At 36.0% G+C, this 24410-nt stretch carries 33 protein-coding genes; 31 read left to right on the top strand and 2 right to left on the bottom strand.

The features are described from left to right. Positions 1-151 precede the first annotated feature (151 nt). The 27 genes from ABE34_RS02155 (at position 152) to ABE34_RS02020 (ending at position 19978) form a co-directional block, all read left to right on the top strand. Complete coding sequence (locus tag ABE34_RS02155; protein WP_197140102.1) at positions 152-415, top strand: hypothetical protein; 264 nt, start codon at positions 152-154, stop codon at positions 413-415. A gap of 113 nt (positions 416-528) precedes the next feature. Beyond that, entirely contained in the window at positions 529-702 is a 174-nt protein-coding gene (locus ABE34_RS02150) for a hypothetical protein (protein ID WP_197140100.1), read from the top strand. A 256-nt stretch (positions 703-958) separates the two neighbouring features. Further along, on the top strand, positions 959-1195 hold the full coding sequence (locus ABE34_RS02145) for a hypothetical protein (protein WP_197140098.1): 237 nt from the start codon (positions 959-961) through the stop codon (positions 1193-1195). Between the two features lie 63 nt (positions 1196-1258). Then, positions 1259-1408, top strand: a complete 150-nt coding sequence (locus ABE34_RS02140; protein ID WP_197140096.1) for a hypothetical protein — start codon at positions 1259-1261, stop codon at positions 1406-1408. 7 nt (positions 1409-1415) lie between these two features. Continuing rightward, positions 1416-1757, top strand: a complete 342-nt coding sequence (locus ABE34_RS02135) for an HNH endonuclease (RefSeq protein WP_197140095.1) — start codon at positions 1416-1418, stop codon at positions 1755-1757. Between the two features lie 100 nt (positions 1758-1857). Beyond that, positions 1858-2181 carry a P27 family phage terminase small subunit gene (locus ABE34_RS02130; RefSeq protein ID WP_197140094.1) on the top strand — a complete coding sequence of 108 codons (324 nt, stop codon included), beginning with the start codon at positions 1858-1860 and terminating at the stop codon, positions 2179-2181. Then, positions 2162-3883, top strand: a complete 1722-nt coding sequence (locus ABE34_RS02125) for a terminase large subunit (protein WP_241747067.1) — start codon at positions 2162-2164, stop codon at positions 3881-3883. The genes ABE34_RS02130 and ABE34_RS02125 overlap by 20 nt, the downstream gene beginning before the upstream one ends. A gap of 18 nt (positions 3884-3901) precedes the next feature. Beyond that, positions 3902-5128, top strand: a complete 1227-nt coding sequence (locus ABE34_RS02120; protein ID WP_197140092.1) for a phage portal protein — start codon at positions 3902-3904, stop codon at positions 5126-5128. Beyond that, positions 5121-5858 (top strand): head maturation protease, ClpP-related, encoded by a 738-nt coding sequence (locus ABE34_RS02115; protein ID WP_197140091.1) that lies wholly within the window; start codon positions 5121-5123, stop codon positions 5856-5858. Before ABE34_RS02120 ends, ABE34_RS02115 begins: the two co-directional genes overlap by 8 nt. 14 nt (positions 5859-5872) lie before the next feature. Then, positions 5873-7018 (top strand): phage major capsid protein, encoded by a 1146-nt coding sequence (locus ABE34_RS02110; protein WP_197140090.1) that lies wholly within the window; start codon positions 5873-5875, stop codon positions 7016-7018. Positions 7019-7061: 43 nt separating this feature from the next. Next, positions 7062-7292, top strand: a complete 231-nt coding sequence (locus ABE34_RS02105) for a hypothetical protein (RefSeq protein WP_197140089.1) — start codon at positions 7062-7064, stop codon at positions 7290-7292. Beyond that, positions 7292-7615: a head-tail connector protein gene (locus ABE34_RS02100; protein ID WP_197140087.1), complete on the top strand. Its 324-nt coding sequence runs from the start codon at positions 7292-7294 to the stop codon at positions 7613-7615. Before ABE34_RS02105 ends, ABE34_RS02100 begins: the two co-directional genes overlap by 1 nt. Next, on the top strand, positions 7596-7934 hold the full coding sequence (locus ABE34_RS02095; protein ID WP_197140085.1) for a phage head closure protein: 339 nt from the start codon (positions 7596-7598) through the stop codon (positions 7932-7934). Before ABE34_RS02100 ends, ABE34_RS02095 begins: the two co-directional genes overlap by 20 nt. Beyond that, positions 7935-8291, top strand: a complete 357-nt coding sequence (locus ABE34_RS02090) for an HK97 gp10 family phage protein (RefSeq protein WP_197140083.1) — start codon at positions 7935-7937, stop codon at positions 8289-8291. It begins immediately after the preceding gene. Next, a complete protein-coding gene (locus ABE34_RS02085; RefSeq protein ID WP_197140081.1) occupies positions 8288-8605 on the top strand; it encodes a hypothetical protein in 318 nt (105 codons plus the stop codon). The genes ABE34_RS02090 and ABE34_RS02085 overlap by 4 nt, the downstream gene beginning before the upstream one ends. A gap of 12 nt (positions 8606-8617) precedes the next feature. Continuing rightward, positions 8618-9193 carry a major tail protein gene (locus ABE34_RS02080; protein ID WP_197140080.1) on the top strand — a complete coding sequence of 192 codons (576 nt, stop codon included), beginning with the start codon at positions 8618-8620 and terminating at the stop codon, positions 9191-9193. 24 nt (positions 9194-9217) lie between these two features. Further along, positions 9218-9568, top strand: coding sequence for a hypothetical protein (locus ABE34_RS02075; protein ID WP_197140079.1), 351 nt, complete (start codon positions 9218-9220; stop codon positions 9566-9568). Between the two features lie 268 nt (positions 9569-9836). Beyond that, positions 9837-14231, top strand: a complete 4395-nt coding sequence (locus tag ABE34_RS02065; protein ID WP_197140078.1) for a hypothetical protein — start codon at positions 9837-9839, stop codon at positions 14229-14231. A gap of 11 nt (positions 14232-14242) precedes the next feature. Continuing rightward, positions 14243-15130: a phage tail family protein gene (locus ABE34_RS02060; protein WP_197140077.1), complete on the top strand. Its 888-nt coding sequence runs from the start codon at positions 14243-14245 to the stop codon at positions 15128-15130. A 4-nt stretch (positions 15131-15134) separates the two neighbouring features. Further along, positions 15135-16271 (top strand): siphovirus ReqiPepy6 Gp37-like family protein, encoded by a 1137-nt coding sequence (locus tag ABE34_RS02055; RefSeq protein ID WP_197140076.1) that lies wholly within the window; start codon positions 15135-15137, stop codon positions 16269-16271. Then, positions 16271-17644, top strand: a complete 1374-nt coding sequence (locus ABE34_RS02050) for a hypothetical protein (protein WP_197140075.1) — start codon at positions 16271-16273, stop codon at positions 17642-17644. The genes ABE34_RS02055 and ABE34_RS02050 overlap by 1 nt, the downstream gene beginning before the upstream one ends. Positions 17645-17685: 41 nt before the next feature. Beyond that, a complete protein-coding gene (locus tag ABE34_RS02045; protein WP_197140073.1) occupies positions 17686-17979 on the top strand; it encodes a hypothetical protein in 294 nt (97 codons plus the stop codon). Beyond that, positions 17979-18137, top strand: coding sequence for a hypothetical protein (locus ABE34_RS02040; RefSeq protein ID WP_197140071.1), 159 nt, complete (start codon positions 17979-17981; stop codon positions 18135-18137). Before ABE34_RS02045 ends, ABE34_RS02040 begins: the two co-directional genes overlap by 1 nt. 47 nt (positions 18138-18184) lie before the next feature. Then, a complete protein-coding gene (locus ABE34_RS02035) occupies positions 18185-18382 on the top strand; it encodes a hypothetical protein (RefSeq protein ID WP_197140070.1) in 198 nt (65 codons plus the stop codon). 61 nt (positions 18383-18443) lie between these two features. Continuing rightward, positions 18444-18860, top strand: coding sequence for a phage holin family protein (locus tag ABE34_RS02030; protein WP_197140068.1), 417 nt, complete (start codon positions 18444-18446; stop codon positions 18858-18860). Then, positions 18857-19519 carry a M15 family metallopeptidase gene (locus tag ABE34_RS02025; RefSeq protein ID WP_197140066.1) on the top strand — a complete coding sequence of 221 codons (663 nt, stop codon included), beginning with the start codon at positions 18857-18859 and terminating at the stop codon, positions 19517-19519. The genes ABE34_RS02030 and ABE34_RS02025 overlap by 4 nt, the downstream gene beginning before the upstream one ends. Positions 19520-19636: 117 nt before the next feature. Further along, a complete protein-coding gene (locus tag ABE34_RS02020; RefSeq protein WP_197140064.1) occupies positions 19637-19978 on the top strand; it encodes an aconitate hydratase in 342 nt (113 codons plus the stop codon). Positions 19979-20042: 64 nt separating this feature from the next. Here ABE34_RS02020 and ABE34_RS02015 read toward each other — a convergent pair whose 3' ends face one another. Both ABE34_RS02015 and ABE34_RS02010 read right to left on the bottom strand, forming a co-directional pair. After that, positions 20043-20549 carry a hypothetical protein gene (locus tag ABE34_RS02015; RefSeq protein ID WP_197140062.1) on the bottom strand — a complete coding sequence of 169 codons (507 nt, stop codon included), beginning with the start codon at positions 20547-20549 and terminating at the stop codon, positions 20043-20045. An 89-nt stretch (positions 20550-20638) separates the two neighbouring features. Beyond that, the gene (locus ABE34_RS02010) at positions 20639-20836 is read right to left on the bottom strand and encodes a helix-turn-helix domain-containing protein (protein WP_197140060.1); all 198 of its coding nucleotides are present in this window, start codon (positions 20834-20836) and stop codon (positions 20639-20641) included. Positions 20837-21006: 170 nt separating this feature from the next. Between ABE34_RS02010 and ABE34_RS02005 the strand changes: the two genes are divergently transcribed. The 4 genes from ABE34_RS02005 (at position 21007) to ABE34_RS01990 (ending at position 24408) form a co-directional block, all read left to right on the top strand. Next, positions 21007-21222, top strand: a complete 216-nt coding sequence (locus ABE34_RS02005) for a hypothetical protein (protein WP_197140058.1) — start codon at positions 21007-21009, stop codon at positions 21220-21222. A gap of 26 nt (positions 21223-21248) precedes the next feature. After that, positions 21249-22142, top strand: a complete 894-nt coding sequence (locus tag ABE34_RS02000) for a helix-turn-helix domain-containing protein (RefSeq protein ID WP_197140056.1) — start codon at positions 21249-21251, stop codon at positions 22140-22142. 37 nt (positions 22143-22179) lie between these two features. Further along, positions 22180-22935, top strand: coding sequence for an AP2 domain-containing protein (locus ABE34_RS01995; protein ID WP_197140054.1), 756 nt, complete (start codon positions 22180-22182; stop codon positions 22933-22935). Between the two features lie 201 nt (positions 22936-23136). After that, a complete protein-coding gene (locus ABE34_RS01990; protein ID WP_346655505.1) occupies positions 23137-24408 on the top strand; it encodes an FtsK/SpoIIIE domain-containing protein in 1272 nt (423 codons plus the stop codon). Positions 24409-24410: the final 2 nt, after the last annotated feature.

Below are 24410 nucleotides of genomic sequence, written 5' to 3'. Positions count from 1 at the left end.
CAAAATTGCATTACAAATATAAGCACGTTCGCTAGTACGTGTGTTTCGCAAACAAGTATGAGAGGCTACTTAATTGGTAGTCTCTTTTAAATGACATTATGTGACAAATGTTTCCTGTTAATCTATGATTAGGTTGATAGGAGGTGTTTTAATGAACAAAGAAACTGTTGAAAAAAGAAAAGATTTACGAATCCATTTATTAATTAATTTGTATGAACACTATTTTAAAAACAAGGACAAATCTCGTTACCTAAGAATGAAAACTGAAGATATCGTTGCGGATTCTGAAACAGAGCTTGCATACACGTACCTCATTAACAAAGGATTCGTTAAGAAGCAAAGCAGTACTAGTACGACAGCATTAATAATTACAGTTGATGGAATTGACTTTGTAGAAAGTCATATTTTAAATTAGGGTATTAACCGAGGTCACATCTAACAAGGTGTGGCTTTTTATTATCATTCATATTTCAAATAGTGACATATCATTCCATTCCCACTATGATTAGTGTATAAGGGGGTGCATTCATGTTAGTTGAATACTATACTTTTGAAAATGGCGAAGAAAGACATACCGTTGAAATTGATATTGAAGAAGATATCTATGGAGATAATTTAGAGGAAATTCAAATCATCAACCAGAAGATTTCAGAAGCTGCCAATTTACCAATAGGAACTTTTAAATTCCGTAGAGTACTTTAATAATACTTGAAGCAAGCATCTCAAACGAGGTGCTTTTTATTATGCCTTGAAGACTGTATCAAACAGCCATACAAATAATACTGGACTAGTTTACGGGTGACCAAGTATCTCAGGAACATTAGATACCGAGGAGCGCTGGCATGTACTAGTAACCGATAGGGCAGAGTTTGATGCAGTCTTGAAGATGTAAAGTCGAAAGCTAAACAGACTATAAAAGCTAATGAGCAAACTATTATTGATTGTGGAGGACTGAATAGTGGAACTTACAAAAGAAGAGAAGATTGTATTAATATCAATGGTTACTGATTGTTTAGGTATTGAAGTACTTATCAAACTATGTGGAGAAGAAACTGTTAGCAAACTTGATACGCTGTCAATTGATATGGTAGGTAATACAACACCAAACGAAATGAATGAGATTGGCCCAAGTGTCGTAAAGAAATTAGTTAATAGTGTCTTAGAAGATAGTGAGTATTTAATTGTGGAGGGATGAACAATGAACGCTATTCAAATTCTGGAAGAACAAAAGATATATCTTGAGAAGAGGGTTGCGCGATTGGATGAACGTATTGAACGTGCAAGGGTTGAAGTAGCAGAACGTACCAGTGAACGTAACCAAACACTAACAGTAATGCAAGATGTTGAATCAGCTATTGCAAAGCTAAGTGAATCAGAGTTACCAACAAGATTAGAAGGCAGCGACTAATCAATATATGAACGAAAGCAATCGTTATTACAACAAACATAAACGTAATCGAGAACGACAATTATTTTATCAATCAACAGCATGGGCAAATGCCAGAGAATTAGCACTCAAACGTGACAATTACTTATGCGTTGAATGCTTAAAAGAAAAGAAAATACGCAAAGCAGATGTTGTGCATCACATCATTGAAGTGAAAGATGACTTCACAAAGGCTTTAGAGCTTGATAATCTTTCGAGCATTTGCCATATGCATCACAATAAAATTCATGGTCAATCGAAGAAAGAACAAACAAATATTTCTTCAAAGATTGATGTTGTAGTAAGTAAACAAAATAAAGAAATGTTTTAGGGTATAGCCCCCTACCATCTAACTTTTTAGTTCAATGGCTTGGAATCGGTGATGGCCCTTCGTTTGCAACTCGGATGAATTTATGAAAGGGGGGTAACTGATGGAAGAAGTTACAAGGGATTTGTTGCGGAGCTATTTAGGTGATAGTTATCAACCATCCGATGAACAATTGATCACGTTATATATTGAGACATTTGAATTTTACAAACGTATGCAAACCGAGTTGAAAAAGATGCCGTTGATGATGGAGCACACCAATAAAGCAAATGCAACAAATTACATCAAGAATCCTCTTTCGATTGAATTAACTAAGACGGTTCAAACTTTGAACAATTTGCTGAAATCTTTAGGTTTGACGCCTGCTCAACGTAAGGAGTTTAAGTTGGGTGGTGGTCATACTGATGATGGATTCGACAATTTCTAAAATTGATGGTTTATTTATTGTTGTAAAGCCTTCTCCAGTTCTATTAACTACCTGGTATGCAAAGCAAGTTGCGGAGGGCAAAATTGTAGCTTGTAAGAAGGTTATACAAGCATGTGAACGTCATTTAAGTGATTTAGAACGTCAAGGCACAGATGATTTCCCTTGGATTTTCGATGAAGAGTTAGCACATAGGCCTATAGAATTTATCGAGAAATTTTGTAAACCTTCCAAAGGTGCTTTTAAACAACTATCAATGCAAGCTTGGCAGCACTTTAGTTTAGGAACTATTTTCGGTTGGGTTCATAAAGATACGCAGATAAGGCGCTTCAAAGAGGCGCTTATTTTCGTTGCCAGAAAGCAAGGGAAAACTACTAAAATTGCTGGAGTGACGATTTACGGAGCTTCTAAAGATGGAGAAAACGGTGCTGATGTTGTACTACTTGCAAACAGTATGAAACAGGCTCGTTTATTATTCGATGAAGCGAAAGCGATGGTTAAATCTTCTCCAGCGTTAGCAAGACGTTTTAGACCTTTAAGGGATGCGATTCATTTTGATGCTACTTTCAGTAAGATTGAGCCACAAGCGAGCGATAGCGAAAAGCTAGACGGATTAAACACGCATATTGGGGTATTTGATGAAATCCATGAATACAAGGATTACAAATTAATTAACGTTATTAAGAACAGTCGTCAAAGTCGTACACAGCCGTTACTCATTTACATTACAACTGCAGGCTATCAATTAGATGGTCCACTTGTGAACTATTACGAACAAGGTGCAGATGTATTAAATGGTGACATAGTTGACGAACGAACGTTTTATTATATTGCTGAGTTAGATAGTGTTGATGAATTTGATAAACCCGAGATGTGGATTAAAGCAAATCCGAATATGGGTGTTTCAATCAAACTTAATGACATGATCGAAGATTGGGAGAAAGCAAAACGTACACCATCAGAACGTAATGACTTTATTACGAAGCGTTTTAATAAGTTTGTGAGTAGTAATGAAGCTTCGTTTTTGGACTACGAAGTTTTGAAACGTAATGATAAAACGATTGATTACTCTACATTAACTTCTGTAGCTGTCGGAGGTTTCGACTTATCGGACAGTGAGGACCATACAAGTGCATATCTTGAATGGCCAATACTAGAAACTGGTGAAGTTGCTTTGTTAGGACACACTTGGGTTCCACAAGCTAAAGTTGATGCTGATAATGAAAAAATTGATTATTACAGTTTGCAAGAAGAAGGACTATTAACAATTGTTCCTGGAGAATACGTGAAAAAGGAATATGTTTATGATTGGTTTGTAGAACAATCTAAAAAATATTCTATTGAAAAAATAATGTATGATCCAGCAAAAGCATTTGGTTTAGTCGAAATGCTACAAGCTTATGGTTTTATTACAGAGGTCGTTCGTCAAGGATTTATAACACTTGGTCCGGCATTAGATGATGCAAAAGAACGTTTCATAGATGGAAATGTAATCTTCAATAACAACCGTTTATTCCGTTGGTACACTAATAATGTCATTCTTGTGGAAGACAGAAACAAAAATAAAATGCCTACTAAACAAAGTCGCTACCGTAAAATTGACGGATTTGCGGCTTTTTTAAATGCCCATGTTGAGGTAATGAAGAAATTCGTAACTGTACAAGGTGAAGGCAATATCAAGTTTATTTCATTAAATGAATTGTGATTGGAGGGAGGTGAACAAATGAATATATGGAGCAAAGTTAAAGCCTCTCTCTACACAGCTTATGCAACGTGGAAAGGGCAAGGGTATGATTTTTCATTATGGCAAGGGAGAACGTTTTGGGGTATCGATAACTCGCAATTAGTTACAAATGAAACTATTTTCAGTGTAATTACTAGGTTATCAAATACTGTTTCTAGTTTACCAATTAAATTATATAAACATTACGACGTAGAAAATAACAATTTGAGTGATTTGCTAGTAAATCCAAATCCAAATATGTGTGGTTGGGAATTGATTAATAAACTAGAAGTTGCTCGTAATGAACATGGTAATGGATATTCAATTATTTTACGTAATTACTTAATGCAGCCTGAATCACTAGTTGTACTTGATAATGTACAAGTTAAACCACTAATTGATGATGTAACAGGTGAATTGTGGTATGAAGTGCGAGGAAATAATAAAACAAGTTATATCCACAACATGAATATGATCCATGTAAAACACATTACTGGTTCTAATCGTATAGAAGGTATCTCACCATTGGATGTATTAAAAAATACTCTTCAATATGATAAAGCAGTTCAGGAATTTTCTCTTTCTGAAATGGAAAAGAAAGAATCATTCATTTTGAAATATGGAGCAAATGTATCAGAAGCGAAACAAAAGGAAGTTATAGCGAATTTCAAGCGTTTTTATAATGAAAATGGCGGTGTTTTATTCCAAGAACCAGGTGTTGAGATTGATAAAATGCCAAAAACATATACACCAGGTGAAACAATTTCATCCGAGAAAGTAACACGTACTCGAGTTGCAAATGTATTTAACATCCCTCTTTCTTTTTTAAATGAACAAGGTGGAGGATTTGCAAACAATGAGCAGATGATGATTCAGTTCGTACAAATGACACTAACACCAATTATTCGTCAATACGAACAGGAATTTAACCGAAAATTACTTACACAAGATCAAAGAATATCTGGATTTTACTTTAAATTTAGTGTGAATTCACTTTTACGAGGTGATACAACAACTCGTTCAGCATTCTATCAGCAAGGTATTCGTAATGGTTGGTTTACTCAAAATGAAGTTAGGGGTTGGGAAGACTTACCGCCAGATAAAGCCGAACAAGCAAATCAATTATGGATTAGTGGTGATCTTTATCCAATTGATATGCCAATTGAAGAACGGAAAGGTACTTCTACTGCTGCAACAAATGTGGAAGGAGGTGAAAAGGATGAATAAAGAGAAAACATTTTTTGATGTCAAAGCATCGGTTGATGGTAAATCAGCAGATGTTTTTATTTTGGGCGAAATTACAACATGGGCTTGGGAAGAGTATGGCGAAATGTCATCTGTAATCTTCAAGGAAAAATTAGACGCGGTTGGTGATGTTTCAACAATTCATTTATATGTCAATTCTCCAGGTGGTAGCGTCTTTGAAGGAATTGCTATTGCAAACATGCTGAAACGTCATAAGGCGCGTGTAATCGGTCATGTAGAAGCGTTAGCGGCATCAATTGCAAGTAATATCATCGCGAGCTGTGACGAGGTACGAATGCCTTCTAATTCTATGTTGATGATTCATAACGCTCTTAACGGTGTATTTGGTAACGCCAAAGAGTTACGTAAAGCTGCAGATGATTTAGATCGAATTAACGAAGTTCAAATCGAAACATACATGGCGAAAGTCGGTAATAAGGCGACAGAGGAACAGATTCGCGCATTGATGGATGAGGAAACATGGATTTCAGCAAAAGAAGCGTATGAATTAGGTTTGTGTGATGTTGTAGAGGGTGCTAATCAAGCTGTAGCATCATTAACATCAGAGCAATTGAAGCAATTCAAAAATGTTCCAAAAGCATTGATTGTGGAAGACAAACAGCAAAACATTCTATCAGAAGAGGAACGCAATACTATTCTTGCAGATTCGAAGGCGAATCTTACTTATTTAAAATCACTAAACTTAATCTAAAGGAGGGCATTTAAATGCCAACATTATTTGAATTAAAACAAAACATGGCTACTATTGGTCAACAAGTAGCGAAAATCGATACAGATTTAACAGCGAAAGCTATTGATCCACAAGCAACACGTGAGGAAATTAAAGGTTTACAAGATCAAAAGGCTGATATGCAAGCTCGTTTTGATGTAATCAAAGCTCAACATGACCAAATGGAGGCTCAACAAAAAGCGAAGTTTGCTCAAAATCCATTAGCTCAGATTGAAGATCCGAAACAAAAACGTACAGAAGCATTTGCTTCTTTAGTGCGCTCAACTGTGCGTAATCAGCCTGTTGAACAAGAAATTTATGCCGCGTTAGGGGATAACACGAATCCAGCAACTGGTGGTGAAAAATTCTTGCCTAAAACAGTTACACAAGAAATTATCACAGAGCCAATGGTAAAAAATCCAATGCGTGATTTAATTACAGTTACAAACATTGTCAATCTTGAGATTCCAAAATTGTCATACACGATCGATGATGATAACTTCATTGCAGATACAGAAACGGCTAAAGAATTAGAATTAGAAGGTTCTACAGTGACGTTCGGACGCTTTAAATCGAAAGTGTTTGCAGGCGTTTCCGAAACAGTCCTTGCAGGTACACACACAAATTTAGTATCGCATGTAGAAAATTCATTAGGCTCAGGCCTTGCTGCTAAAGAAAAGAAAGTACAATTTGCAACAACGCCAAAAGCTGGTGAAGAACACATGAGCTTCTATCAAACGGGTGCAAATGCTATTAAGAAAGTAAGTGGAGAGAACCTGTATAAAGCAATCAAAGCAGCAATTGCAGATCTACATGAAGATTACCGTGAAAATGCAAAAATCGTCATGACTTTCGCTGATTATTCAACGATTATTGAAACACTAGCAAATGGTAATGCGACACTTTACGCTGCACAACCTGAGCAAATTTTAGGTAAGCCAGTTGTGTTCGTAGATGCAGCCACTAAACCGATTATTGGCGACTTCTCATATGCTCACTTAAACTACGATCTAAATGTTTTATACGATACTGATAAGGATGTAAAAACTGGTGTTAATGCATTCGTATTGACTGCATGGTTTGACCACCGCATTAAATTAAAATCAGCATTCCGTATCGCTGATGTAGTCGCTACTCCTTAATTGGAGATAGCGGCTTTTAATTTCTAGAAAGAAGGTGAACTGAGTGTACAAAGTAATTAATCGTTTCAAAGAAAAAAACCATAACGACCATATTTACGAGGTAGGGGACACCTATCCAGTTGATGGAGAAAAGCTCGTCAAGACTCGTGCTGAGGCTTTAACCAAAGTCCATGACAAATATAACGTGGCTTTTCTAAAAGCTGTTGAGGAGCCTAAAAAAGCTACTACAAAGCAATCAAAAGAGCCTTCCACAGATGAAAAGGGTGATGAATAATGGGTTCATTACTTGAAGAATTTAAGGAATATCTACGTATTGATGGCAATTATGAAGATTCAACATTAAATTTGTTTCTTACAAGTGCGAGTAAAACATTAGAAAATTCAGGGGTTCGTCTTCCACAAGATTTATATGAAGTTGACGAAAATGGAATTGAATTATCTTCATTACACCGTTTAGCTATCCTTACTCTCGCATCTCATTATTATGAAAATCGTCAAGTTGCTTCACAAAATGCACAAAACATTGTTCCGTTTTCTGTTCAACATATGATTTTACAATTGAAAGTCGGTGATTCTAATGAATCCGGCTCAATTTGATAAGCGAGTATTATTAAGAAAACGTTTTTTAACAACTGATGATTTGCTACAAGAAATTGAGGCTTTCACAGATTACGGAACATATTGGGCTATGGTTAAAACGATGAAAGCTAGTGAAGTTATAACTAGTGGTCAAGAACAAACAGCAAAACAAATCCGTTTTGTCTTACGCTATTCTAAAGGTTTAAATACATTTATAGAATCAGAAAAAACTTCATTTCAAATTGTTTATAGTGGGACAATCTATGATGTTAAGAGTGCTATCAACGATGATGAAGCGAATCTAACTATTACTATTATCGCTGAGGGGCGTGTTTAGATGATAAATATAAATGATCTAGCCCGGGAGATTAATAGAACGTTAGCGAATTATGCACATGGTGTTGGTGAAGATATAGAAAAGTTAGCTGAAAAGGTAGCAAAAGAAGGTGCGCTTAGATTAAAAGCCAATAGCCCTATAAGATCAGGCTCATATCGAAAAGGATGGAGAGCGAAAAAAGTGGGGAAAAGTTGGGTCGTTCACAATGCTACTAGCTATCAATTAACTCATCTACTTGAAAAAGGTCATGCAAAAGTTGGTGGCGGTCGTGTTCCAGCTAAAGTGCATATTGCACCTATCGAAAAAGAAATGATTGATGAATTTGTCAAAGGTGTAGAGGAGGCGATAAGAGGATGACGTTATCAGAGTTAGCTCAAAAACTAAAGGCACTTGGTTATCCAGTCGCTTATTCTCATTTTAAATCAGCGCAAGTTCCGCCATTCATCTGCTATCTTGTTGTGGATGGCGATACATTCAGCGCTGATAATACAGTATTATCTAAATCTACTTATGTAGATATTGAGTTATATGTAGTTAATAAAGATTTGGCTGCAGAGAAAAAAATCGAAGATATGTTAAAAGAAAACGAACTCCCTTGGTCTTACGATGAAATATTCATTAAAGACGAGGGAGTTTTCAAATGCACATATTCAATTACTTTAATCAATTAGGAGGTCATTTAGATGGCAGAAAATAAAGTACGCTTTGGCTTAAAGAATGTTCACTATGCAGTAGCAACAGAAGATGCAGATGGGAAATTAACATACGGAACACCGGAAAGATACCCTGGAGCAGTTTCATTAAGCTTAGATCCACGAGGTGAAACATCAGAGTTCTTTGCTGATGATCGTGTTTATTATGCGACATCAGTAAATAACGGATATGAAGGCACATATGAAGCTGCTGAATTACCTTTGAAGTTCCGTACAGAAGTATTGGGTGATGAATTAGATGAAACATCAGGGGTTCTTACAGAGACATCAAATTCAAAACAGAAAACAATCGCTTTAATGTTTGAATTTGATGGAGATATTAAGGCAACGCGTCATGTATTGTATAACGTTACTGTAAGCCGTCCAGGTACATCAGGTGAGACGAAAACAGAGTCAACAGAACCAACTACACAAGAATTATCATTCATTGCTGGGCCAACTGTAGATGGTGTTGTTAAGCGTGCTACAACAGGAACAACAACAGCAGAAATTTATGATGGATGGTATACGAAGGTATTTGAAACTACAGAAGTACCAACACCTTAATAATGATTTGTGGAGGGCAAATAAATGGAAAAAACACTTACAATTGATAATAAACAAGTTAGATTTAAATCAAGCGGTGCTGTGCCAAAGCGTTACAAGATGCAATTTGGTCGCGACTTTTTCAAGGACCTAATCGGTATGGGTATTGTCGATAAAGACTATAGTAATTTACCAGAAAACGAACAATTTGAAGCTATTCGAAAAATTGATTTCGATTTGTTTTACGATATCGCTTGGACTTTAGCTAAGACAGCAGACAATACAATTGAGGATCCTTTAACTTGGCTAGACTCCTTTGAGACGTTCCCGATCGTGGATATTGTTTCTGAACTACAGGACATTTTGGCAGCAACGATTTCTTCTAAAAAAAACTAGATACTGATAAAGGAGGTACGCAATCGGATGAACCTATTTCAACCGAGACGTACCTTATTTTATGTCATGAATGTAAGTTGTTCCATGATGATTTAGAAACAATGACTATCGGTATGGTGCTCGATTACATTGACGAATATCAAGAAATGAAAAATCCAAATAAAAAAGAAAAGAAAACAGTCCGTAAAGCTTCACAAGCGGATTTCGACTCATTTTAGCACTTGCCTTTTGGTAGGTGTTTTTTTGTCCAAAAAGGTAGGTGAAATAAATGTCAAACGGTCGAATCAAAGGAATTACGGTTGCCTTAGATGGTGATCCAACTGGATTAACAGATGCGCTAAAGAAAGTAAATAAAGAAACTAGTAAAGTCACTAGTGAGTTAAAAGAAGTAGAACGTGGATTAAAATTTGATCCAAGTAACACAGAGTTGGTTGCACAAAAACAGGAGCTTTTAGCAAATCAAATTCAAAATACAAGTAAAAAATTGGATGTGCTAAAAACTGCTCAATCACAAGTAGAGGAACAATTCCGTAATGGCGATATCGGAGCTGAACAATACAGAGCATTCCAACGAGAGTTAACTAATACCGAAGCACAATTAAAATCCTATGGCCAACAAATGACTGTAACGGTAAACGAACAACAACGATTAGAAGTAGCGCAACAAAAACTACAGACTTTCTTTCAAGCGACAGGAACTGAATTAGCTCATTTCTCTGATTTGTTAGGTTCCCGTTTAAGCGCTGATATTACTAAAGGTACTGCAAGTGTTGACCAGATTAATCGCGCTTTAAATATGATGGGTAAACAAGCATTAGGAGCATCGACCGACCTTAGTAAGATGCACAATTCTTTGCAAAATGTAAATGTCGGTGGATTAAAACAAGTGCAACAAGAACTAGCAGACGTTGCTAAGTCAGCAGATAAAGCTGGTGAATCGGTGAATGGCTTTGGTGATAATCTTGCAAATGTTGCTGCAGGATTAGCAGCTGGTGGAGGTATTGCAGGAACGGTACAACAAGCATTAGATGTATCAAGTTTGAATACTAAAATTGATATTTCATTTGATGTGCCAGAGGAATCAAAGGCTTCTGTTAGAGATGCGGTTAAAAGTATTGAAGCATATGGTGTAGATGGCGAAGAAGCTCTTGAAGGTGTAAGACGACAATGGGCTTTGAATAAAGATGCTTCTGATGAAACGAATTCAGCTATAGCCAAAGGTGCTGGAGTTGTTGCACAGGCCTATTCCGGAATTGATTTTATTGAACTTGTGCAAGAAGTTAATGAGATTGGTGCAGCTATTGAAATTACAAACGAAGAAGCACTTGCATTAACAAACGCTCTTTTAAAAGCAGGTTTTCCACCTGAGCAACTTGATACCATTTCTGAGTACGCCACACAAATGAAAATGGTAGGTTTCAATGCAGCTGAGATTCAATCGATTTTTGAAAGAGGTATTGAAACGAAAACTTGGAACATCGATAACCTGAACGATGGTGTTAAAGAAGCCAAGATTACAATGATGGAATTTGGTTTAGAAGTTGATAAATCAACAAGTGAATTATTAGCAAAAACCGATGTTAGTGCAAAGCAGTTTCAAGACTGGGGAAAAGCAGTTGCAAACGGTGGTACAGAAGGCTCTCAAGCTATGGCGGAGGTTGCTACGTTTATAGATGGGATTGGTGATTCAGCGCTAAGAAACGAACTTGCAATAAAAGTTTTCGGGACCAAATGGGAGGACCAAGGTCAAAATATGATTTCGGTTTTCCAAGGGCTTGCTGATGCACAGGATAAAACTGTTCAAAATCAAGAAGGAGTTAATGATGCTTTTCAAAAAATGAATCAAGATCCGACTGTTCAAATGAGACAGGCTTTTGCGGATTTACAAACAACATTGGCTCCATTACTAACAACTATTGCAAATTTAATTGCTCAAATTGCTCAATGGGTTTCAGATAATGTAGCTTTAACTGCTGCTATTGTTGCTATTGTCACCGTAATAGGCACCCTTGTAGGTGCGTTTGCTGCATTAATGCCAGCAGTCGGAGGACTCGTCACCGCATGGCCAATACTAGCAAGTGCGATAGGTGCTATTACAGGTCCTATCGGAATAGCTGTTCTTGCAATTGCGGGATTAGGTGCTGCATTTGTAGCCTTATGGCAAAATAGCGAAACATTCAGAAGTGGCGTCACATCTGTTTTTGAATCTATAAAATCTGTTGCAGTCACAGTCTTTGAGACAGTGGCTTCTTTTATTGGTGAAAAACTTGCTCAAATAAAGCAGTTTTGGGATGAAAATGGAACACAAATATTCCAAGCTGTAGAGAATGTTTTTAACGCTATTAAAGCTGTTATTGAGTTTGTAATGCCAGCTATTCAGTTTGTAATTGAGGCTGTGTGGGATGCAATAAAAAATATCATTGATGGTGCTTTAAATGTCATTATGGGTGCAATTAAGGTCTTTAGTGGTTTATTTACTGGCGATTTCAGCGCTATGTGGGAAGGCGTCAAGCAGATATTTAGTGGAGCCATTGATTTAATTGTTGGTTGGATGTCTTTGTCATTCTTTGGTGGACTAAAAACTATCATAACTAATCTTGCAAAAACAGGTGTAAATCTGTTAAAAGGCATGTGGGATAACATTGCAAGTTTCTTTACATCGATGGGATCAAAAGTATCATCTATAACATCAAGTTTCGTATCATCTGTCGTGAACTTCTTTAAAAATTTAGCTACTAATGCGGTTAATTCTGTAAAGAGTCTTTGGACTAATTCCGTTTCATTCTTTACAAACTTAGCAAATTCGGCAAAATCAATTATCTCTAGTATGGTTACTACGGTATTGAATTTTGTTAAAAATCTCGCTACTAATTTCGTTAATTCCATCTCAACGATGAAAACAAATGTCATTAATAAAATGACTGAAATTAAGGACGGTATGATCGAGAAAATTAAATCATTGCCATCGCAGTTCCTTCAAATTGGTAAGGATATAATTAATGGTTTGATTAAAGGTATAGGGGATATGTTTGGAGGAGTACAGAAGAAAATAGAGGCTTTAGCTGGTCTTATTCCAGAATGGGCTAAGGATATTTTAGGTATCCATTCTCCTTCTCGTGTAATGCGAGAAATCGGGTTGTGGACAGGTGAAGGTTTAGTTATTGGTTTGGATGAATCTAGTCCTCGAGTTAATAAAGCGATGGAGGACATTGGTAATGGTATTCTTGATGTTTCTAAAAAATATCAGGAAGAATACACGAATTTAATAGATGAGCATAACAGGAAAAATGAAGATAAAAACGATAAAACGTTAGAAAAAATCTACAAAATCCAAAATAATGCCGCAAAGAAAAAACGAGCGTTGACTAAACAGGAATTACAAGAAATTTCGCAATTAAGAGCGTCGTATCAAGATCAAAAGATGAAATCAGAAATTGACTTTCAGAAAAAATATAAAGCCCTTGTAGAGAAGTCTGAAAAAGAATATCTAGAAGTCATCAAAAGTTATATTGCTGATAAAAAGTCATTAGATGAATTGTCTTTATTAGACGAGGCAGCCGTTTGGGAACAATCCATTGAAATGTTTGTGGAAGGCTCAAAAGAACGTATCCTAGCTCAAAAAGAATATCAAAAGGCTGTAGAGGCAGTTAATAAAGAAATCTTAGCTATTAATAAAGACTACCAATCTCAAATGCAAAAAATTAATGATGATCTTTTGAAGGAAGAAGAAAGATTAAACAAAGAGTGCAAAACTGTATTTGACAATCGCGTAAAAACACTTATGTCATACGCTGGTACGTTTGATGCATTTAAAGTTGAGCTAAATCGTACAGGGCAAGAATTATTGGATAATTTGCAAGGTCAAGTGGATGGCTTTAAAAAGTGGCAAGATGAATTTGCAAAGCTCTCTGGGCGCAGTATCGATGATGGTTTATTAAAAGAGCTATCGGATTTAGGTGTTAAAGCCTTACCGGAACTCGTAGCACTTAATAGTATGACTGATGAACAATTAACGCAATACAGTGAGTTGTATCGCGAGAAATCGCAATTAGCGCGTGAACAAACCGAAAAAGAATTGGTCGACATGCGTCAAAACACGGATATTCAAATTCAAGAACTTCGTAAAGTTGCAGCAAGTCAACTCGATAAATTGAAAACTGAGTGGAGTTTAAAAATAAAGGAGCTCACAAGTACTACAGCAAGTGAACTAAGCTCGTTACAACAAATTGGTGCAGACGCTGGACAGGGCTTACTAAATGGTTTGGCAAGTATGGAAGGACCATTGATTTCAAAAGCCCAACAAATCGCAAATGCTATTTCTAGCACCATCCAACAAGCCTTAGATATTCATAGTCCTAGCCGAGTTATGAAAGGCTTTGGCGTCAATATTGGTCAAGGTTTAATAGTCGGTATGGATGAAATGATTCATAAAGTTGCTCAATCTTCACAAAGGCTATCAGATGCCGTGAGCAATGTACATGGATCACTTGCTAGCAATCGTGCCAAATCACAGGCAAATGCAAATTCAATTTCTTCTTCAACAACTACTATAGACAACCGTAAAACATTTGCTCCAGTGATTCATAATCACGGAGGAGCGAATGACAATAGTAGAGCATCAGAAAAAATGCTAAAACGATTAGCGTTCCAATTGAATTATTAGGAGGTGGCGACTTGATTGTAAAATCATTAAAGGCGACTAATCGTAATGGCGACTCGATTACTTTCGGTCGTCATTTTCGTTTAATTGAAGGCTTTGATCTAAGTAATTTAACAGCAGCCGTAAATTATTCGTCTTCCACAATGGATGGAGCTACTTATCAAAATACCCGTTTGGATGTGCGTGATTTTGATTTAGCGTTTTTCATCTATAACGATTATCAAGATAAATGGTGGGTGGAAGAAAGGCGTAGGGAATTATTCAAGGTTTTCAATCCAAAACAAAATCCTATCCGTTTAGATTTTGAAACAAAAGGTGGGGAGTCCTACTATCTAAATGCCAATGCAGAAGGTACTCCTAGCCTTCCACAGGGATTTGAGAATGACAATAGGGCATGGCAAAAAGGATTGATTCAATTTACTTGTGATGATCCTTTTATTTATTCAGCAATATCAACAGTTGTAGAAGTTGCGTCATGGATACCTTCATTTGAGTTTCCCCTTGAGATTGTGGAGGGCGGTATTGAAATGGGCTATCGTAATCCATCATTAATTAAAAATGTTTATAACGATGGTGATAATGAAACAGGAATGATTATAGAATTCAAAGCTTTAGCAAGCTTATCGAAACCATCCTTAATAAACGTGAATACCTATGAAACCTTTAAACTCAACACGGATATGATTGGTGGAGATGTTATAAGAGTCAATACAAATAAAGGTCAACTATCCGTTGTGATGACCCGTAACAATGTTCAAACAGATTTTTTTAATAAGGTTGACCGACTTTCTAATTTCTTAAAGTTAGCACCTGGAGACAATCTTTTTCGTTATGATGCCGTATCTGGAATCGACAATTTGGAAGTTCGAATGATATACAGAAATCGCTTTGTGGGAGTGTAATGCTATGCAAGATATTGAATTATATATGTATGATATTAATTTTAATCGGCTTGCTATAATCGACGTTTACGAAGAAGTTGAATTTAAAACCAAATATTATGGTCACTCCATTTGTTTTTTAACTGTGGAGGGCAACAAGAAAAACGCTGACTTGCTACTCGTAAATGAAGATGAATTAGAAAAAGAATTACGAATCATTGTACGTTCAGATGATCCAAACAGAGGATATGTCATTGAAACTGCTCAATTTGAAGATGAAGAAAAAACGTTAATTGGAGTTATTGCATATTCACTTAGTATCATGACAAGTTGGCGATGGATTATAGGTCAGCAGCGTTTCCAAGGGAAAATTGAAGATGTTCTAAAAGGTTTTGTTCATGCAAATTGTATCAATACATCTAGTCCTTCTCGTATCATTCCGAATTTGGTACTGGGCGTGAATGAGGGAATAAACATTTCAGCAGATGAATCATACACTCATAAGGAATTAGATATAGCCCTTTGGGAGATGTGTGAAAAGAATGAGGTTTCATTTGAAGTTTTAATGAATCACGACGCTAAGAAATATGTATTTAGCACTTTTAAGGGTGTTGATCGTAGTTCCGAGCAAGAAGCTAATCCTCATATCACATTTACTAAGGAATTTGAAAACGTCATATCTCAGTCCTATACAGACGATAAAAGTAATTATAAATCTACTGCATATGTGGCTGGCGAGGGTGAAGATATCGACCGAACAATTATAGAAGTTGGAGAGACTTTCAGCGGATTTAACCGCAGGGAAGTCTTTTTTGATGCTCGTGATTTGCAAAGTGAATATAAAGAAGGCGATACGACTGTAACCATTCCTCAGAATGAATATATAGCATTACTTCAAGAAAGAGGAAATAACCGTAAACAAGATTATCAACGTATTCGTACATTTGAAAGCGAAGCGAATCTTTACTCACAATTCAAACTTAATAGGGATTATTTTCTTGGTGATATCGTTACGAACAGAAATGATGAATTAGGTATTTTAATGCATCAGCGAATAGTTGCAGTAAATGAAAAATTTAATCGTGAGGGGTATACATTGAATTTAGAGTATGGAACAGCAATCCCAACACTATTAGACAAAATAAAGAGGGAGGTTAAATAGTGGCTATTAAAAGTGGATTTCATAATAGTATCAACGGCGACCGTAAATTCGGCGCTGATTTTTTTGCACTTTTTTTCGGTACATTAATCGCCAATGGGGTATTTCCTAATCCAAGTACAGGATTACAGGTAACTGCAAACTCAAACATGACCACATCCGTAAAGGCGGGTAAAGGATGGATTAACGGCTACTTTATAGTCAATGATGGAGATTATGTGCTAAAGCACGACAATGCAGATGGCGTATTAAAACGTATCGATCGCGTAGTTATGAAACTTAATCACGTTAAACGTGAAATTGAAGTTTTAATTAAGAAAGGGACATTTGCAAGTAGCCCTGTAGCTCCTTCATTACAAAGAGATGCTGACGCTTATGAGCTAGCCTTAGCAGATGTATTAATCAATAACGGCGCTACTCAAATTACACAAGCTAACATTACTGACCAACGATTAAATAGTACTGTATGTGGCATTGTACACGGAACAGTAAATCAAGTTGATACGACAACTATTTTCAATCAATATCAAGCATGGTTTGCTGAAACTACAGGCAGTGTTGCTGGTGAAGTAGATGCATGGCAAGCTGTACAAAAGCAAGAGTTCTTAACATGGTTTGAGTCCATCAAAGATATACTAGAGGGTGATGTCGCAGCTAATTTAGCAGCTAGAATAGCTAACTTAGAACAAGAATTTACTAATCATATTTCACCAACAGCAATAGGCGCACACAAAGCTAAAAATATTGAAGTTGTAGATGCTGATAATATTTTTACAGCAATCGATGTTGAAGGTGTATTAAAAGAACTTTTTACAAATGCCGATAGCGCTCAAAAAGGCATCGCGAATGTTGTCGGCTCACCGGCTATACCTAGTAATACACTGAGCCAATTAAAAACACATATCCAAAATGCGAAGAACAAAGGTGCGACAAATTTAACTACAAAAGGACAATCGTCTAATGGAACAGAATCCTTAGATGCACTTATGAGTAAAATCGCAAACGTAAATACAGGTAAGAAGTTTGCAAGCGGAGTTGTTACTAGCTCCACAGTCCCTTATAGTTTTTTATATGCTAATGCGGCATTAACAAAATCTATGTACACACTTTCGATAACACCAGGATTTAAGCCACTTTATATACGTGCTTGGAGTATTAACAATGGATATGTTTTTGTAACAGAATATTACGCACCTAACGACACTGGAACTGCACCAGACTTAACATATTTATCAGCTTACGGCACTAATGCACTTGATACTGAAACTTGGAGGTTAAGGGCGCGTATTGATAATGCAGGAACATCAAATATTGTAATGGTCTTACCATCACATTCACTGAGCTTTTCATATCAGTGGTTTGCAATTGGTGAATAACTAGAGAGGGATTGATGAATATGTATACACGAGGAAATAGAGTGTTTTTTGATACAATAACAGGTGGTATCTTATGGCAAACAGGTGAAATTACTTACTCTACAGACCCTATTGAACACCAAGAGGTAAAAGGCGAAATCTCTTATGTAGATTTAGAAGTAAAATCCTACGACCCGATGAAATGTTTCATATCTGCAATTAATCCCGAAACAAAAGAGCCTATTTTTGAGTTTTATCCAGTACCTGAACTAACAGAAGAACAGTTACGTATTAAAGAATTAGAAGAAGATATTTTATTATTAAAAGAAGATAGTCAAGTAGGAGGTGTTTTATAATGGTTAACCAAGTAGTAGTAAGAATCGCAGCAGATCGAATTATTAATGAAGGTCTTAATCCAAAAACAGGTCAAACATACGTTATTGACAATATTACAAATGACGATTATCGAGTAGCTGTAGAGGATTACATTTTAACGAATAGTAAGGACGTATAAACGCAGCATAAGCTAGCGTTATTTTTTATGCCTAAAAGGAGGATTACATGACAGAAAATGAACAAATTGAAATCGAACAAGTTGTTGATTTCTTAGAAGATTCATTTTGGATTCTTAATAAATTAAAACAAGAAGGTCGTTATGATGCCATTAAAGAAAATGAGCATTACAAACGGATATTAGAAGCTATAGAAGTTTTAAAAAGTGAGCACGTTGCTTTATATGAATTAATTAAAGAGGGTTAATTTTATGCCTTCCACAATTATCTGTGGAGGGCTTTTATATTGGGAAAAAGGAAGGTGTCAGATGAAAACAGACACACTATATACATCATTTATTGGCGGTGCAATGGCATGGATAGGATACCTAATTGGAGGTATCGACCACTTGATAAAAGCGTTAGTAATATTCATGACTATCGACTATACACTTGGATTTATGGTTAGTTTAGTCTTCAAGAAAACTGAAAGTAAAAAGATGTTTAAGGGCTTAATCAAAAAGACAGCTATGGTATTAATGGTCATTGCAGCTGTTCAATTAGACTCGGCAACAGAGAGTGGGAATTTTATGCGTAATGCAATGATCCTGTTCTTAATCGGGATGGAAGGTATAAGCATGATTGAAAATCTAGGGAAGTTAGGCATTAAAGTACCTAAGTTTTTAGCAAATGCTTTTACACAATTACAAATGGATAACGATGATAAAAAGGGTGATAAACAATGACTAGTGTAAATACTACATGTCGAGATATTAATGAGTTATTACCAGCCTCTCAATTAGCTTGTAAGTTATTGTTTCAAGAATGCTACAAAGTAGGTATCACTAATATCTTCATCACTGAAACATATCGTTCGCAGGAACGGCAGAAATATCTTTATGAACAAGGACGTACAAGACCAGGGTCAATTGTTACTTGGACATTAGATAGCAATCACAAATCACGATTAGCATGGGACGTTGCTGTTGGTCCTCCACAATTATTGTATGATGTAACGACGCTTAATCGAATCGGTTCTATCTCTCGTAAGTTAGGCATTACGTGGGGCGGTGATTGGATAGGTAGCATCGACCGACCTCATTTCGAGGTTAAATCAAATTGGGTTATTCCTAAAGGTTATAAGCTTGAAGGACAAGTAATCGTTCCAACTAGTAGTGCTGTAAAGGTTCAATTAATTGTGGAAGTCAATAAACCAACAGAAAAGGATGATGACAAAATGGAATTTACAAACAAGACAACTAAAGCCGCAGTACGTGACTTTATTAAACAAGCCGTAGATAAAGATATAATTAATAAGTCATGGTTAGATAAATTCGACAATGGAACAATGACTACAGGCGATTATGAAGGTCTGAAACTTATCATTGCACAGCGTAGTAACTAAAAGTAAACGCCCGTTGCCTTAATTGGTAATGGGCTTTTTTTATTTTCTCTTGCTAAATAACAAACGTTTGTTCTAAAATAATACAAACGAATGTTCTTTTCTAAGGAGTGAAATTGTATGTTGAATATAGAACAGCGTCAATTATTTCATAAATTTGTGATTTTAGATATGGCAATTCAATCATTACAGCGTGATTTCAAAGTGATAGAAAATCTTAAAATGAGTAAGGTCTACTTGCCAATCCTCGAAAAACTTCTAAAGGACATAACACAAGATTATTACAACTCTAAGAGGCTGTTAGCGAAAGATAAAATTAGGGTAGTAAAATGGGAAAAGATAGACGAATACTTTAGCGATGTACATGTAGCGACAGCTGGAAATGATGTTGTTCTTCGATATGCTAATATGGCAATCAAAACGCAGGTTGAAAATTTATTATTAAGTTACCAAAATAAATGACAGGCACTGATTAATAGAGTGCCTATTTTTTATGCAAAGAAAAAAGCCACTCGTTTGAGTGACCTTAATCTTTTAACGATTCGTGTTGTTTAAATCCTGGAGCTATTGCTTCTAAATCTAATGACTTGTAATTATCCCAATTAACTTTTTTGAATGTTTCTCCATCTATCATAATTGCTAATACTTCATCCATTTTCTTGTTTCCGTATTGATCTGTTAAAGGTGCCTGCCATTTAATTGTCGCTGAAGTAACCTCATCTGTTCTTGATAGACCTGCAAATATTTCAGCAGAATCCTTTAACATTGCACGTTTAGAACCTTCATGAGCTTTTTCATCTTTAATAATAATTGATACTATACCTTCATTTTGAGTAATTTCAAAATCATCTTTCGTTACTGATTTAATTACGTCTTCCACAGGATTCTCCTTAGTTTCAGCGCTCACAGTTTTCTCTTTATCTCCTGATTGCTCGCTAGCTGGAGTTTCTTCTTTAGGTGCAGCTTCTTTTTCCCCACCGCATCCCGCAAGTAATAGAGCTGTTAATGCTCCAATATAAAATAGTTTTTTCATATATAAAATCCTCCCTCTATATTTCCATTTTAGGAAACTTGGTAGTGAATGTACATATAAAAAACAGACAACCTTATTTAGTTATCTGTTTAGTCCCATTCCAATATATCGTCAAAGCTTTTTATTTCTAACATCTTACAAATGGTTTCTAAATGCGCTTTGTTAATTGTGTCTCTGCGATTATTTACTATTTCACTGATAGCTGCTTGTCGAATCCCTGTCATTTCAGCCAATTTTGATTGTGTGAGTCCTCGTTCTTCCATTACTTCTTTTAGTTTAATCCGCATAGTAAACCGCCCTTCACTAATTATTATCATATTCAAAATATATCAGAATATACGTTTATACGCAATATCAAATAAAAATATAAAAATTTATATTGACTATACGAATATGCGTATAATATACTGTTATCAAGAATTACGAATAAGCGTATATACGTAATGGAGGTGCCAACATGGATATTTACGTAATCCATTTAAACACAAAGAACGGAAACAAAAGTAAAGGTACAGCAATAGTAGTGGACACAGGTTATAAAAATCTAGAACGTGCTCAAAGTGTTTTAAAGAATATTGGATTTGAAATGGTTGATGAAACCAATTTCAAAAAGACTACAGAAACAGGTAGTGAGCAAAAGGCTCAAATTGTTGAAGTTCATTTTTATGACTAGGAACAACAGAAGGTGAGGTGAAAACGGTGGCATTCGAATACCTAGCACAATACACAACATTCGACTCAGTAGCAGATATGGATAAGAGTGTGGAGGATCATATGGCGGTTCATTACTACGAACTAACAGAATCAGAACGAGCTATCGTTTTCAAACTCGCTAGTCATGCTTTGGAACATCCAGGAGTATGCCATCTTAAAGCAAGTACGATTGCTGAATCATTGGAGATCAGTACAAAGACAGTTTATCGTTCGGTGAAAAAATTAGATGAGTTAGGAATCATCGAAAAAGTACCTGGCACTAAATTAAACGGCATCAAAGGGGCTAGTATTTATCGCATTTTACCTTATGTCTCATCGAGCGTGTCCCAACGAATGACAGTCGATGAAGCTAGTAATGACGTGGTTTGTCCTCCACAATCTGAGAATCAAGCATTTAATTCTTTTAATCTTTTAAGTTCTAAACAAGCAAATAATATTTATAACCTAGCGGATGAAATCGCTTGGCAAGAAGAGAAGAAAAAAGAATTTATGAACGAGTACCAGGTGATGCTATTTGATTTCATGAATAGCTTGCCATTAGCAGATAACTTAAAAGATGAATTACACAAGGTTGTATTAGCTTCAAAAGTAAATACTGTGGAAGACTTCATTAAAGCTAAGAACGTTCTATTCAAAATCGCTATGGATATTAAAGAAGGTGTGCTTACAGTTACTAGTACATTAAGAGCTGTATTCGTAGGAGCTTATAGTAAGGCTGTAGAGCGATTAAGTAGCAAGTCGAATAAATCGTTATCTATAGAAAAAACTCCACCTAGAGAACGTCGTGTACCTTTCTATAATTGGTTAGATGAAAGGGATAGCCTTCCCCAATCAAATAATAGTATATCAGGTAATTTTGAAAATTGGTTGGAATGGTAGAATAATAGAATAGATGATAAGAAAAGGAGATAACAAAATGGTCAAAGAAATACAATTGCAAAACGGTATGGTCGCGCTTGTGGATGATGAGGATTTTGAGAGGATAAATAAATATATTTGGACTGTAGCAAAAACTTCTGATGGTGTTACGTTAATTATTTCTAACAAGACACTTAATACCACTTTAGGGCGTTATATATTGAATTTAGGTAAAGAGAAAGAAAGGATGGTCCACTTAATCAATCGCAATCCATTAGATTATCAAAAATCAAATTTGAAAATAATAGATTCATCATATAAAAGGCAGTTAGCTAAAGGAGGGCGTAACACTTCTTCAAAGTACAAAGGTGTCTGTTGGAGTAAAAATAATAATAAATGGGTTGTCTTTATTAAAAAGAATGGACAGTCGAAATATTTAGGGTATTTCAAATCAGAAGATGAGGCAGCTAAAGCATACAACGAAGCTGCTATTGATTTATTTGGCCCCGATTGTTTCTTAAATGTTATAGGCCACGAAAACAAAATAGAGGATTATGATATTGAGAAATCAGCAACTAGAAGAATATCTAAAAATTATAAATCAATATATAGAGGGGTTTCATGGCACGGTGTTGATGAAAAATGGAGAGCTAGGATTATGAAGGATAAAAAGACTAACTATTTGGGGTATTTCTTAAACGAAATTGAAGCAGCTAAGGCATACGATCGCAAAGCATATGAAATACACGGCGATAAAGCAATTCTGAATTTCCCTGAAAATATCGAAGAATACAAGCAAGAAGTTAAAGGATGATACATGTGTATAGTCCAAAAATGCATGCCCACTTGGATACCCGATGCTGTGCCTGATTGAATGCCACCCTGGAATTGAAGTGGGCATATATGAAATGTAGTTGTATCAACGTTTAAACACTTTTTAAAAATGCCCGATACAAGCAACTCTTACTACGTAAGAGAACCGTGACGCTAATGAAAATGATGAAGGGATGAATGTGTGCTATTTGAAATTTTAACAACTGGACTAATGGGTGGAATTGCTTTAAAAGCATTTTCAAAACACAAAGGATTGTCTTCTAATGATTCCGGAAAGATTCAGCGGATCATGTCGCTGTCCGGATTAAATGTACGAGATGGCAAAGATACATTGACCACTCAACTTGTTAAGAAAAAACAATTTGAATGGGGATGGGAATATAAGTACAGGATTCCACTTGGTCGCTCATTCAGTGATTATGAAGCTAAGCTTAAGGTATTTGAAGACGGCTTGAACAATCGAAAGAAGAATATTACTTTCAGTGATTTAAAACAATTAGATCTTGATAAGAATCTTCTTCAGCAGCTACAAAGATTGTGGAAGGCAAAGCTGACTGAACAAAAGGAAATCGAACTGTCATATGACGGTCTGTTAATTGTTCGTGTGTATGATAAGCAATTGGAGAAAGAGATCGAATGGAATGAATCACTTTTAAAACCGGACACATGGTCGGTTCCAATAGGCTTTACACGTAATGCAGAAATGATTTTTCACGACTTTGATAAGTCAAAACACCTCATTATTGCCGGTGCTACTGGTTACGGCAAGAGTGCTATTCTAAAACTTATTACAACAACGTTAATTGATCAACAACCAAACAATACAGAGCTGTCTCTAATCGATTTAAAGGGTGGTTCTGCCTTCCACAGATATCGTAATTGCAAACAAGTAAAGTACTATTCCCGTGACCCTGAAAGCGCTGAAGACGTATTAAAAAAAGTTCAAATTGACATGCAGAAATCTTTTGAAAAAGTAGTTGATAACGGCTTTGAAGATGTAAAAGAAGCAGGGATAAGGAAGCGTCATTTCGTCATTATTGATGAAGCAGCCGATTTAGCTGAATACAAAACAGCAATGGACATTATCACAGATATAGCCCGTAGAGGACGTTCAGCAGGTTATTATCTAATCTTCTGTACACAATATCCAACCGCTCAAGTTGTGCCTTCCCAAACTAAAAGAAATATTATCGCCCGGCTTTGTTACGCGGTCGACACAGAAACAGCCTCAAGAGTGGTGCTGGATGAAAGTGGAGCTGATAAGTTACCGGATATTCCAGGCCGTGGGATTTATAAAAGCAATATAAAACGATATATTGTGCAATCTCCATTCATTACAAATGAAGTTATTCAACAACGAATCGAACCTCACATTATTCCGAAAGGGGAGCGCGTTGAAGAAACAGCTATCCAACCGAGACGAACAGATACTGTTACTTTTGAAGAAGTTTGATT

It is taken from the genome of Lysinibacillus sphaericus (assembly GCF_015844675.1).
Taxonomy (GTDB): Bacteria; Bacillota; Bacilli; order Bacillales_A; family Planococcaceae; genus Lysinibacillus; species Lysinibacillus sphaericus_E.
This window is presented reverse-complemented; position numbering and strand designations above follow the sequence as displayed.